The 12,524-nt window shown below is 41.2% G+C and carries 11 protein-coding genes; 2 read left to right on the top strand and 9 right to left on the bottom strand.

Features of this window, described 5'->3' with window-relative positions; genetic code table 11:
- A partial coding sequence (locus ABIB39_RS22260; protein WP_354432401.1) for a helix-turn-helix domain-containing protein occupies nucleotides 1–616 on the top strand: 616 nt, incomplete at its 5' end.
- A 29-nt stretch (nucleotides 617–645) separates the two neighbouring features.
- Nucleotides 646–1,944, top strand: coding sequence for an amidohydrolase family protein (locus ABIB39_RS22255; RefSeq protein ID WP_354432399.1), 1,299 nt, complete (start codon nucleotides 646–648; stop codon nucleotides 1,942–1,944).
- A gap of 436 nt (nucleotides 1,945–2,380) precedes the next feature.
- Here the strand turns inward: ABIB39_RS22255 and ABIB39_RS22250 are convergent, their stop codons facing one another.
- The 9 genes from ABIB39_RS22250 to ABIB39_RS22210 all read right to left on the bottom strand — a co-directional run bounded on the left by ABIB39_RS22250 (nucleotide 2,381) and on the right by ABIB39_RS22210 (nucleotide 12,448).
- The gene (locus ABIB39_RS22250) at nucleotides 2,381–2,737 is read right to left on the bottom strand and encodes a hypothetical protein (protein WP_354432398.1); all 357 of its coding nucleotides are present in this window, start codon (nucleotides 2,735–2,737) and stop codon (nucleotides 2,381–2,383) included.
- Nucleotides 2,738–2,970: 233 nt separating this feature from the next.
- The gene (locus tag ABIB39_RS22245) at nucleotides 2,971–3,594 is read right to left on the bottom strand and encodes a hypothetical protein (RefSeq protein WP_354432397.1); all 624 of its coding nucleotides are present in this window, start codon (nucleotides 3,592–3,594) and stop codon (nucleotides 2,971–2,973) included.
- Nucleotides 3,595–4,417: 823 nt separating this feature from the next.
- Nucleotides 4,418–7,093 carry a multicopper oxidase domain-containing protein gene (locus tag ABIB39_RS22240; protein WP_354432396.1) on the bottom strand — a complete coding sequence of 892 codons (2,676 nt, stop codon included), beginning with the start codon at nucleotides 7,091–7,093 and terminating at the stop codon, nucleotides 4,418–4,420.
- A gap of 2 nt (nucleotides 7,094–7,095) precedes the next feature.
- Nucleotides 7,096–7,563 (bottom strand): heme-binding domain-containing protein, encoded by a 468-nt coding sequence (locus ABIB39_RS22235; RefSeq protein WP_354432395.1) that lies wholly within the window; start codon nucleotides 7,561–7,563, stop codon nucleotides 7,096–7,098.
- A 5-nt stretch (nucleotides 7,564–7,568) separates the two neighbouring features.
- The gene (locus tag ABIB39_RS22230; protein WP_354432394.1) at nucleotides 7,569–8,165 is read right to left on the bottom strand and encodes a DUF3347 domain-containing protein; all 597 of its coding nucleotides are present in this window, start codon (nucleotides 8,163–8,165) and stop codon (nucleotides 7,569–7,571) included.
- Between the two features lie 71 nt (nucleotides 8,166–8,236).
- The gene (locus ABIB39_RS22225) at nucleotides 8,237–8,743 is read right to left on the bottom strand and encodes a DUF3347 domain-containing protein (protein WP_354432393.1); all 507 of its coding nucleotides are present in this window, start codon (nucleotides 8,741–8,743) and stop codon (nucleotides 8,237–8,239) included.
- A 13-nt stretch (nucleotides 8,744–8,756) separates the two neighbouring features.
- Nucleotides 8,757–9,320, bottom strand: a complete 564-nt coding sequence (locus ABIB39_RS22220; protein WP_354432391.1) for a helix-turn-helix domain-containing protein — start codon at nucleotides 9,318–9,320, stop codon at nucleotides 8,757–8,759.
- Between the two features lie 71 nt (nucleotides 9,321–9,391).
- Nucleotides 9,392–9,796: an HYC_CC_PP family protein gene (locus tag ABIB39_RS22215; RefSeq protein WP_354432390.1), complete on the bottom strand. Its 405-nt coding sequence runs from the start codon at nucleotides 9,794–9,796 to the stop codon at nucleotides 9,392–9,394.
- 111 nt (nucleotides 9,797–9,907) lie between these two features.
- On the bottom strand, nucleotides 9,908–12,448 hold the full coding sequence (locus tag ABIB39_RS22210) for a copper-translocating P-type ATPase (RefSeq protein ID WP_354432389.1): 2,541 nt from the start codon (nucleotides 12,446–12,448) through the stop codon (nucleotides 9,908–9,910).
- Nucleotides 12,449–12,524: the final 76 nt, after the last annotated feature.

Here is a 12,524-nt window from a genome sequence, read left to right as displayed (position 1 = left end):
GAGTTTCCAACATCCCCACAGTTACAACAACAATAATTATATTTTTGAATTAAATAAGTCTATAAAATACCAGTCCGAACTAAGGGAGGGTTACATCATTTTCTCAATTAGTTTTAGACTGCCTGCGCTGGAATATTTATTAGACATTAAAGTGTCATCGCTGTTGAACACCGCACTCGTACTTCCGGTCGATTTTTGGGGGTTATCACGTCATGATCTGAATAGTTTCGATACTATATGTAAAAGAGTTTCTGACCACTTAATTAGCTTAATAAAACCTCATATCGACAACCGAAAGATAGACCTGTTTCGATTGATCTATTCATCAGGCGGCACGCTAACCGTTAAAGAGCTTTCCAGGCAGGTAAACTGGTCCAGCCGTCAGATCAACCGGTATTTCAATGATCGGTTTGGCATTTCTTTAAAATCTTATTGCAAGATCATCCGCTTTAAAAGTTCGTTTAGGCAAATAAGACTAGGTAAGCTATATCCTGAATCAAATTTTACGGACCAGGCCCATTTTATAAAGGACGTCAGGAAGTTTTCCGGCGTGCCGCCTGGAGAACTGGCTAAAAACGAAAACGACCGATTTATACAATTATCTGTTTTACCGTAATCCTATTTTTGTGTCATTAATCAAATTTGATGATGCAACGGAAAAGTGCAAAAACAGCAATTATTAACGCCAATGTTTTCAATGGCGTTAATAATATTGGTAAGGAGACGGTGGTTTTCGAAAATGGTATTATCATTGCTATCGGCGGAGCTATTCCTGACAATGCCGAAATAATAGATGGCGAAGGCGCAACTTTACTGCCCGGCCTTATCGATTCCCATGTTCATACGTCTGTTGACGGTTTAAGAGAAGCTTTACGTTTTGGGGTAACCACCGAATTAGAAATGGCAGGTGGTCTTACCAAAAAAGGCCGGGAACTGCAATTGAAAGGAATTGATGACATTGCGGACGTACGTTCGGCAGGTCTCGGACTTTCTGCCCCCGGCGGTCATCCGGATGAATTGCTTCCTGATGAACAGGGCATACCGGATTTTATCTTAAAAAAGATGGAACACATGAGCGAGGAAGATAAAAGTGACTTCCTGGAATTATTGCAGGCACCAAATGAAAATGAAGAGGGTGGACCGGATGTGACAACGATAACAGGCGCACTGCTGTTTGTAAACAGACAGGTGGATAACGGTGCTGATTATTTTAAGGTGATGATCGAGGAGGGAACGATACTGAACGCACCGGGCTTGCCAATGATTAGCACGGAGGTAATGAAGGCCGCGGTAGATGAAGCGCATCGGTTAAATAAAATGGCTATCGCCCATGTATTAACTGCTGAAACAACCAAAATAGCTATCGAAATAGGGATGGATGGATTGGCACATCTTTTCATTGACCGGCCGCAGTGGACGCCGGATTTAATTACCGCGATCGCTGCAAGTGGGGTTTTTGTTACACCTTGCCTGGTTTTAAATTCCTCTATAATCGGCAAGAACGCCTGTCATATTGCTCATGACGAGCGCGTTATTAATAAGTTGGATCAGGCTTGGGTAACCACTATGTGTTCTTGTTTTCATACCTTTCCTGAAGGTGATTTGCAGGACAGTTTTAAAAATCTGATTGATCTTCACAACGCTGGCGTTGATCTTTTGATTGGGACAGATGTATCTCTTCCTGTACCCAGATTAGGCGGCCTTGCTCATGGTGTAAGTGTACATCATGAAATGCAGCTGTTTGTAGAAGCCGGTTTATCTCCGGTGGAAGCGTTGAGGGCGGCGACATCAGTACCGGCCAGGAGATTCGGATTGCACGACCGGGGGATGATATCTGTCGGGAATAGAGCAGACCTCTTATTAGTGAAAGGCGACCCAACTCAAAATATATCAGATTCGCTCTCATTAATCGCGGTCTGGAAAGCGGGCATTGATTATAATTAACAGATTACGCCTCTAAAATGTAATATATAGGTTCTCATCCTTGGAAAGATGGTCTATGCTGTTTTCGGATGCCGGTTAACCCTACAGAACAATAAGGTATTTGGCATTATCCAGGTCACCTCTATTAAATCATTATTTCTGCTGGGATTTTAGGTCAATGTTCAATATTAACCAATATGTTTATTAAGTTAAAATATGACTTAGTAAAATTAACGCCAGGTTTTAGCAAAAAACAAACTAGAATGCCAAAAATTAAATAAGTTTCATAGCTTTTAATTTTATTTTTTTACTTTGAGTCGAAAGCTTCGTTTCTTTAACAACCTCTCTTTTTTGAATAGCGGCCTTATTTGTTTCATCAAATACCTTATCCAAAACCGCATGAATATATTTTTGCAACGATTTATAATGTTCTTCATGCTCGTTAAAACTGTTACGATCAATATTCAGAGCTGTCAAGACCCGCATCAACGAATATCTCGCCTGATTGCTCCGCTTTATCTATAGCCGAGATCACCGAATAGTTTTTAGAACTGGCTAATTGCGGCCTCCGGGACATGCCCAGGTGCATCTCAGGAACGTTAGCAACCAATACCGGCTTTCCGAAAGAAGCACTATGGTCGATGGATGTAGCGCAAAAGATTTGATCACCTGATCCAAATACAACTCTTATAGTTCCTTTATTATCAACACTAACCTGTGGTTGCTGTCCCTGACCGATTGAAGTCCTATTACCGGACAGTGAACTTAACGTAAGTATCATCATGACTGATAGCATAAAGAGGAGTGCTTTCATTTTATTAAGGTATAAATTTGGAAACTATTTTACATTTTAATCATATAAGGTAGATCTAAGTGGACAACCTTAAAGTCGTTCATTGGATTTTTTTCTTTTGGTTGTTTTGGCCTCAGCATAATAAATGAAAATAATTGCAGTGTTCGTTACCTGTCCAGTATAATTTTGATACAGTACTTGCGAGTCAACAATCGCTGTACTGATACTTTTTTACGATCTGGCGCGCTGTAAAATCAACCTAAGTTGTTAATTGCCTCTATTCTCCTGACGATTTCGTCAAACAGTCCCGGACAATTAAGGACTCCCCATGTAATCTGCCATCCATCATTTTCGTCCTTGTCCAGCTTTGCCGTGAGGTCGTCGTTGATCAGGATGTCGTAGTGTCCGAAATTCTTTACAATTGCTACCAAGTCGTCTTTAGAACCATATAAGAAATATGGCGAAATAGCCAGCAGGCGTTTGACCTCGGGATCATCAAGCAAATCCTCATCTATATGAGGGAAATTTTCAATGCTATCAAAACCAGGGGAGAATTGGTCAGGAATATTGTCGATGTCTTTCAGGATTTCCTCCGCATGGTTTTGAACATGGTCTACAAGCTGATGCACCTCAAGTTGGTTAAGCATGTTCCCCTCGTACTTCCACTCAAAAAAATTTTCGTTAATAAAAATAAGCTTGCCATATGCCTTTTCGACAGACATGTGATCAATGCTTTCGTCATTATGTTTTTTGACAATTGTGAATACGCCTGTAATGGATTGACGACCATTGATGCCGGGTACAAGTTCAGGTATCAGGTCAAAGGACCGCACACTTCCCGTAGCAGTTTTCAGCGGCACATTTATAGAATATAACATTTGTGTAATGTTGATTATTAGTTATTAATTGCGTAATTAAACCCAGCCAGTGGCCCGGGTAGACAATAAAAAAGGGACGAAATTTGGCAAATAGCATTTAAGGCAGGGGAATCCCCACTTCTGAAAACGAAGCAAAATAGTTGGAATCCTGACTTAGTTCACAAATACAAAATTTGAAACTAGCATCAGGGTCGTTTGGCCTACTATAGAATGCCAGAATTAAACCTTAAATTCATAAAGTGGGCCATATCTTTTGAACGTTTACAGATAGTAAGCTATCAGGCCGCCAGAGTGACGGCAACGATCAATCAGATTAGAAAAGTTTGGTTGGCAAGATAAATGGCAGTTCCGGAAATAAATGGAGGCCCGGTTGCCCTGGGCCAGCTTATGGAGTTATTAACTATTTTAGGTATGAAATAAACCTTGTCTGCTACAAAAGGAACCAGTGAAATATGTATTGCTGATAATTGCAAGCCAACGACCGCATTGATATTTTCCCTGACTACGTATGTGCCATGATGATAACAGCAGGTACAGTCCGCACCGCATTTATCATCGTCCTCCGTAGCCTCCCCTTTTTGTTGTTTGTATCAGTATCTTTACTTACAAAGACTTCAATCTTGTCAGTAAAGAGGTATTCAGCCGTGCAGTGCAAAACGCATTCATAGCCACCTGATGCCAATAACAGGTAGAATGCAGTCAAGCAAAATGCACAAATCTTTTTCATTAAAGACACAAATAATACCTTCTAAAGGTAATGTTTAAACGAGGATTTTAAAAAATATCTTCAATTTTAAGTTGAGCCATCCCATTGATCACTTTTCTAATATGTTAGCGTTAAACCGCCACCTAAGCCCATATCACTATCGTAATGCGTGGATAGCGAAAAGTATTTGGTAACGATATACCGAAGTCCTGCTGCATATTCTTTATCGGTATTCACCATAATATTAAAGCGCATACGGCTGGAAATGGGAATATCATCCCGTCCTAACTGAAAACGCAACTTCCCATCTCCATCGATACGCGCGTCGGCGACAAACAACATAGGTAGCGTATAAGCCACACCAGCCACTACGGTATGCCTGTTGTCTTTGTTACTCACCTGGCCGAACATGTTTTTATAGTCACTGCCAAAAATGTTCTTTTCGTTGGGATTGAACTTTTTATAGTGGTAATCAAAGCCAATATAAGGATATAACCACTGGTTACGACCAATATAACGGCCGACCATAGTTTCACTTTCATAGCCCATCATAGCATCGGTACCTAAATGCCACATGGTGCTGGCTTTCCAGCGGGTGTTGGAGAGCATAAATTGTGCATCGCTTCCATTGCTTTCCAATCCGAGTTTGCCCATGAAATGTGGCATCTGGTCGTCCATGTTTAACATCTTCCGCGCCAGCTTAGGATCAGGTATTTCCGGGTTAGGCGGTGAGTTTTCATAACTGAATATTCTGCCCATACCGCTCATCATGTGGTATAAAATGTGGCAATGAAAGAACCAGTCTCCGCCAGCTTCAGACGCGTTGAACGCTATGGTATCCCGTTCCATCGGCATAATATCCACCACATTTTTCATTGGGGCATTTTCACCCTGCCCATTGATTATCCTGAAATCATGTCCATGCAGGTGCATCGGATGGCGCATCATGCTGTTGTTGTATAGGATGATCCTTAGATTTTCACCTTTTTTGATCAATATCCGATCTGATTCTGATACTGTTTTATTATCCATCGTCCATACGTAACGGTTCATATTGCCGGTCAGATCAAATTTAAGTTCCCTCATCGGGCCTTTGGGTAAGGTGGTGTTATGCGGGTCACGAAGCATCCCGTAGTTAAGGGTCACAATATCCGAGTTGTCGGCCGCCATATTCATACCCGCCATGCTTTTATCATTCGGCATCTGCATACCAATCATAGCGCCTTTTTTATCGTCTGCCTGTGGTTTATCCGCGCCGGTTATTTCAGGATACATTACGGTATTCATGTCCATAGTTTGGTTTTGCATTTTCATGCCTTCCATTTGTACCATGTTACCGTTCATGTCCATCATGTCGTTCATCATTTTCATACCGGCGAAGTATTTCAGTTTCGGCATTTTTTCTGCGTAAACCTTTTCCCCTTTGCCCAACCACAGCGAAGCTGATTTGGTGCGGTCTTCGGGTGTAACCAAAAACTCATAGCTTTTACTTTCCGGAATAGTAACTACAACATCATAGGTTTCAGATGGTGCGATGATCAGCCTGTCCACTTCAACCGGATCAACGTCATTACCATCAGAAGCCACCACAGTAACTTTACCGCCGGCATATTTGAGCCAGAAGTAGGAAGAAGCACCGCCATTGGCGATACGCAGCCTTACCTTATCGCCGGCTTTATATTGGGGCTGCTCGTTTTGATCTTTGCCGTTGATCAGAAATTTATCGTAGTAAACATCACTTACATCCATTGCATTCATGCGCTTCCACTCATTAGCTACCTTGGTTTTAAAATGACCGGATTTGATTGCCTCCAGATAACTTTGGGTAGTGCCTTTTTGTATAGCGAACCAGTCGGACGCCGCGTGTAAACTGCGGTCAACCTCTTTGGGGTTCATGTTTGTCCATTCGCTTAAAACCACCGGTAACGTTGGGATATTCCATTCTTTCCGCTTATTCATAATAAAGGCACCATACATACCGATCTGCTCCTGCAAGCCGGTATGGCTATGGTACCAATGTGTACCATGTTGCTTGATCGGGAATTTATATAAGTGCGTTTCACCCGGCATGATCGGCATCTGCGTGAGATTAGGTACGCCGTCATAACGGTTGGGTAAATAAAGCCCATGCCAGTGCAGTGATGTTTCTTCTTTTAATTTATTGTGTACATATATCTCGGCGGTATCTCCTTCAGTGAAAGTTAGCGTTGGCATGGGAATGCTTCCATTTACTGCGATTGCCCTTTTTGGTTTCCCTCCGAAATTGACTATGGTATCTGCAATATACAGGTCATAACGAACAGTACGTGGCGGCACATTATTGACGAGTGTTTTGATTGGGCCTAATTTCGCTTTTGCGCTTTTCATATCAGTAGCCATTTCACCAGCATCATTCATTTTCATCCCATCCATTTTCATTCCACCCATATCTCCTGTTTTTTTACCAGTATCTTTGGACATTTGCATCCCATCAGCCTTCTCAGCGGGTGACTTTTTCTGATCCATTTTCATCCCGTCCATCTTCATTCCACTCATATCATCCACTTTCTTTCCGGATGCTTTCGAGGGCATACCTGCGGTCTTTTTCGCCGTAGCTTTCGGTTTTTCTTTAACCAGTTTCATACCGCATTTAGGGCAATTACCAGGCTTGGTCGAATGGATTTCCGGGTGCATTGGGCAAGTATAGGTGACTGGTTGTTTTTTTTGCATGCCAGCCATATTTTGCATATCGTTTTGTGCGAACGCGAACTGCTTTAAGCAAAGCATCATCGCCACGAATAGTATTTTTTTCATCTTTAATTTTTTAGTAAGGGGCTATCGTTGTTCTGTTTAACCCAATTCATCAGTGTTGCTTTATCTTTTGTTGAAAGAATAGCATTCCTGTGAATGAGGGTATAGGAAGATAATGGCATCGAGCCTTCTTCCAGGCTTTCACCGATAGCCCTTAATTTACTTCTTTGTTTCCTGGAAGAATAGGTCCCAAACTCATTAAAATTCAGTTCTTCCTTCCCCTTGCTGACGTGCCTGTCCATCATGAACCTGATTGGCTGGAGCCAGGAATACAGCGGATATTCGGTATGATTGCTATGGCAGTCATAACATGATGTTTTAAGAATGGCACCAACGTTTACCGGAACCGCATACACCTTGCTTATGTCATTCGCCTGAATAGCTTCACTTTCGTTGTGATCGCGGGGGATGAACTGAATAATGATAAATAGCGCAACTACAACAGTTAGCGAAATCTTAATTACACGTTTCATAACGGCTATTTTAATTCTTCCTGGATGGTACCACAGGTTGACATACCTGAACCCATATAGGGGTTTTTGATCTCTTTGGTTTCACTCAACCAGATTGCACCCTTTTTATCATTATACATTGGGCAGTGATCTACAAACAAAGGTTGTGCCGCGCCAAATAGTTTAACCAGGTCATACATATCCTTGCTTAACATATCAAAATGCTCCCGCTGATGGGGTAGCTTACCGCCACTCATCCCAATATGCTCGGCCATTTCTTTCGCATCATCGGCAATGTCAGTAAATGATTTCTTTTGCGTTGGTGTTAATACCGATTGATCAAGTTTTGCAAACCCCGTTGATAGCGCTTTTCCAGCGGTAGCCGCATCGGTGCTATTATCTTTGGTCAGCGCGTTTTTTAATTGTAAATAGTTTCCAACCATTTCCTTTACAGAAGCAGTAGTTTTGGGGTCAACGCCTCCTTTTGCAGTGCTTGATGTAGCTGCGGAAGAAGGACTTATTTTTCCTGTCGTATCCGTATTTGATGATTTACTGGTATTATTACAGGCTATTATTGTAAATGATACAATAGCCAGTGCGCATACTATAATTAGATTTTTCATGATATAGTTAATTTGAATTTGAAGTTATGATGGTTTAAAAATCATCATAGCGGATTTTGTTATTTTTAAAATTACTTGTTAAGCGTCTCGGTAGTTTTACCACAGGTTAACATTTGGCTGCCGTAATAAGGGTTCTTAATAGCTGCCGTTTCACTTAACCAAGTCGCTTTTTTCATCGGGCAATATTGTTCATATAAAGTAGTGGCATTCAGTTTTAAACCTTTAACCAGTTCAAACATATTTTTAGAAAGACTGGCAAAGTGCTCCCGTTGATGATCTATTGCGGCAGATTCACTGATGTGCCTGCTGTCAAATTGAAGCTTATCGGTGTATGCTGCCCAAAGCGTATTTTGTTCAGGGGTGAATTGCTTAGCAGGCACTGTGCTAATGGCAGTCAATAATTCCTTGGCACTACTTTTTGCTGCATCATTATTACCGGCGATCAGGGCATTTTTAACACCCAGATAGGCAGTTATGACATTGTTCACCGATGTGGTGGTCGAAACTGCCTGTGCTTTTGCTGATGCAAATACAACTAATATGGTTAACGATAATAAAACAGTTTTTAAGATTTTCATAATATTTTATTTTTTAAATTTTGTCTAAGGATTTGCGTTCATTTTTTTCACCGGTTTTATATTGGCTAGGTGTCAGGCCGGTCACATTTTTAAACTGCGCGGATAAATGCGCACTGCTACTATAGCCCATTTGAAAAGCGATCTCGTTAAGGTTGGCTTGCCCGTATTCGAGCAGTTCTTTTACCTTTTCAACTTTTTGCTGGATGATGAATTTCTCGATAGTGATGTCTTCATATTCAGAGAATAAACGGCTCAGGTAAGCATAGTCTTTAAAAAGCTGGGAAGAAAGCAGGTCTGAAAAATTGATGTGGCTTTTTGACAAGTCGGTATAATGGACTTGCTGAATAACCAGGTTCTTTATACGTTCAACGATCTGCTGCTTTTCGCTGTCGATCAGCTCAAAGCCCATCAGCTTTAAAGAGGAACCAATTTCCAGCAGATGGCTTTCGTCTGGATCAGGATCAATGGTTGCCTTCCCCAAAACAAGGTCTGTAACCTGGAAATGCAAATTTTCTAATTGCTGACGCACCACCATCAAGCAACGGTCGCATACCATATTTTTAATATGAAGTATCATTATTGATTCAAGCTTTTGTTAAAAAATAAACAAAGAAATGCCCATACGCAGGGTGCGCAGGGTTGCCTGAATCAGATCTGGAGGGAACGGAATTGAATGGATATAGCTTTACCGGACTTCCACGGCGGCGCGTTGCTGTCCTGCCATGCCAAGGTAGCTGTGGTAGGGTATTCCGGGATAAAGTTTAATATTACCGGATAATCTATTGTAACTGCAAATTGCAAAGATTGGAAGTCGGCAGCAGGTTTTATATTTTCTTTGACGACATAAGTGCCATGTTTTTTACAGCAATCACAGCCATCTTTATCTTTACAAGGCTTATGTTCTTTACCTTCGTGCGCTTCATCACAATCGTCATGCATCGCTATTCTAGGCTGAACAAAGTATTCGGCGGTACAATGCAGTATACAGACATACATACCCGTCGTCAGTAACAGGTAAAATGCCGCTATACTTAAAATTGCCGCTTTCTTCATTAAACACAAAGATATACTATTTTTTTAACTACAGTTTTTATAGAATTTTGTTTATTTATCACAGAATTTCCGATCAAGATATTGACTGTATTTGTCAAATATAATCCTTACTCAATGGTTTTTTCCTTTCATATTACCAATCTTCTTTCTTAACAATTGCGCATTTATTGCAACTATCACAGTACTTAAACTCATAAAGACTGCTCCCGCTGCCGGGCCCAATACAAACCCTTCTTTGTACAAAACACCGGCGGCTAATGGAATAGTAACCAAGTTATAAGCGGTTGCCCATACCAAATTTTGTATCATCTTATTATAAGTAGCTTTCCCAAACAGAATAAGATTGGCAATATCTTTCGGGTTACTGTTAACCAGAATTATATCCGCCGTTTCAGCAGCTACGTCAGTTCCTGAACCCACCGCGATACCCACATCTGATTGAGCGAGGGCTGGTGCATCATTCACTCCATCACCGGTCATCGCAACAAATTCACCTTTACTTTGTAAATCTTTTACGATTTTTACTTTTTGATCAGGAAGTACTTCAGCAAAATAGCCATCTAACCCTAATTTGTCACTCACAGCTTTGGCAACTTTGTCGTTATCTCCGGTTGCCATCAGTACCTTGATCTTATTATTTTTAAACACTTTAATCGCTTCGGCACTTTCCGGCCTTATTTCATCAGCTAAAGCAATATAACCCGCAAGTTTTTCATCAATTACTATGAATACAACAGTTTCAGCATCACTGCTGTAGGCATCCGCAGGAATTTCTATTTTTTTATCTTTCAAGTAACCCGGACTTACTACTTTTATATTCTTGCCTTCTACAGTAGCTTCAACTCCTTTTCCTGTTATCGCGTTAAATTTCTCCAATTTGGGAATGCTGACTTTTTTCTCTTTCGCTTTGCGAAGAATACCGATAGCAATGGGGTGTTCTGAACTTTGTTCCAATGCGCCGGACAAGCTTAGTAATTCATCTTCTGACATTTTGTTAAGCGATACAATGCGGGTAACCCCAAAATCTCCTTTGGTTAATGTGCCTGTTTTATCAAACAAAATCGTCGTGATTTTTCTGGATTCCTCAAAGGCGGTGCGGTTTCTTATTAAGAGGCCGTTTTGCGCTGAAACCGCAGTGGATATGGCAACAACTAAAGGTATGGCAAGTCCGAGGGCATGGGGGCAAGCAATAACCATTACCGTCACCATTCGTTCCAGTGCAAACACGAAAGGGAAACCTAAAATGAGCCAGGTCGCTAAGGTTCCGAAGCCAACTGCCAATGCCCCGTAAGTAAGCCATTTAGCTGCACGGTCGGAAAGATTTTGCATGGCCGATTTTGACTTTTGCGCCTCTGAAACAAGCATTATTACCTTGTTGAGGTAACTATCTTTTCCGGTATGCTCTACTTTTATTTTTAAAGAGCCATTGCCATTAACAGACCCTCCAATTACCTTGTTTTCCATTTCCTTTTTTACCGGTTTAGATTCACCGGTAAGCATGGATTCGTTCAAATAACTGCTTCCCTCTACGATGATACCATCAGCTGGTACTTTTTCGCCTGGTTTTATCAGGATTACGTCGTTCAATGCTAATACTTCCAGTTTAACATCCTCAACTTGTCCGTCTGCTTTTACGCGGTGTGCTTCTGCCGGCATCATACTTACCAATAATTGCAGTGCCTTTGATGCGCCCAATACTGATTTCATTTCAATCCAGTGCCCTAATAACATGATCACGATCAGGGTAGCCAATTCCCAAAAAAAGTCTACACCTTTCAAGCCTAAAACCGTTGCGGCACTATAAAAATAAGCCACACTAATTGCCATGGATATCAGGGTCATCATGCCTGGCGCACCCTTCTTTATTTCACCCCAAAACCCCTTCAAAAAGGGCCAGCCACCCCAGAAATAGACAAAGGAAGAAAGCGCAAGGAGAATATATTTGTTCCCCGGCAGTAAAAATTTAAAATGAAAAAAACCCTGGATCATTGGCGAAAAAACAAGCAGGGGGATGGTTATCGCCAAACTTACCCAAAACCGTTTTTTAAAATCTTCAATCATCATTTGGTGATGGTCATGCCCTTCCATTCCCATAGGTATATCACCACCATCTCCATGGTCCATTTTTGCATGTTCTTTTTTGGTCATATCCATTTTGGAATCGTCCTTTTTGGAGGCATCTTCAGCCGGTTCCTTTGCCGGAGTTCCTTCTTTTTGATCATCTTTAGGGGCTCCTTCTTCTGCTGTATTTTCTTCAGGAGCTTTGGCTTCCGATTCACTCATTTTGGCGTGTTCTTCACCAGTCATATCCATTTTTGAATCGTCTCCCTTCGACCTTTCGTCATTAGGGGATTCTTTTTCTGAAGGGGCATCTACCTTATGTTCTTCTTTTGGTGTTTCTTCTTCAGCGGGTTTGGTTTCCGGAGAGCTCAATTTGCCTTGCTCATCTTTGGATAAGTCTTTTTTTGCATCGCTTTTCTTTGAAGATTTATCTTCAGTAGCATCTTCATGCGTAGGGTTACTTTCCTTCTGAACCTCTTTAGGGGCTTCCTTTGTTGAAGTCTCTGCTTTTGAAACATTGGCATCATCAGTTTTCGTGATAATCTTCGGATCGTTATCTTCCGTGTCGATAGTAATAGTGATTTTTGCCATGGTTTTATGTTTATTTAGGGTAATTCTTTTTTAAATTTTCAAGTGTTTCTACAGCTGTTTATTTTCCTCAGGCTTT

The organism is Mucilaginibacter sp. UYP27 (assembly GCF_040547175.1).
Classification (GTDB): domain Bacteria; phylum Bacteroidota; class Bacteroidia; order Sphingobacteriales; family Sphingobacteriaceae; genus Mucilaginibacter.
This window is presented reverse-complemented; position numbering and strand designations above follow the sequence as displayed.

Bases quoted from the DNA above. Each gene is read 5' to 3' on its own strand.
- ABIB39_RS22255 (WP_354432399.1), top strand. From the start codon at position 646: ATGATGCAACGGAAAAGTGCAAAAACAGCAATTATTAACGCCAATGTT.
- ABIB39_RS22250 (WP_354432398.1), bottom strand. From the start codon at position 2,737: ATGAAAGCACTCCTCTTTATGCTATCAGTCATGATGATACTTACGTTA.
- ABIB39_RS22245 (WP_354432397.1), bottom strand. From the start codon at position 3,594: ATGTTATATTCTATAAATGTGCCGCTGAAAACTGCTACGGGAAGTGTG.
- ABIB39_RS22240 (WP_354432396.1), bottom strand. From the start codon at position 7,093: ATGAAAAAAATACTATTCGTGGCGATGATGCTTTGCTTAAAGCAGTTC.
- ABIB39_RS22235 (WP_354432395.1), bottom strand. From the start codon at position 7,563: ATGAAACGTGTAATTAAGATTTCGCTAACTGTTGTAGTTGCGCTATTT.
- ABIB39_RS22230 (WP_354432394.1), bottom strand. From the start codon at position 8,165: ATGAAAAATCTAATTATAGTATGCGCACTGGCTATTGTATCATTTACA.
- ABIB39_RS22225 (WP_354432393.1), bottom strand. From the start codon at position 8,743: ATGAAAATCTTAAAAACTGTTTTATTATCGTTAACCATATTAGTTGTA.
- ABIB39_RS22220 (WP_354432391.1), bottom strand. From the start codon at position 9,320: ATGATACTTCATATTAAAAATATGGTATGCGACCGTTGCTTGATGGTG.
- ABIB39_RS22215 (WP_354432390.1), bottom strand. From the start codon at position 9,796: ATGAAGAAAGCGGCAATTTTAAGTATAGCGGCATTTTACCTGTTACTG.
- ABIB39_RS22210 (WP_354432389.1), bottom strand. From the start codon at position 12,448: ATGGCAAAAATCACTATTACTATCGACACGGAAGATAACGATCCGAAG.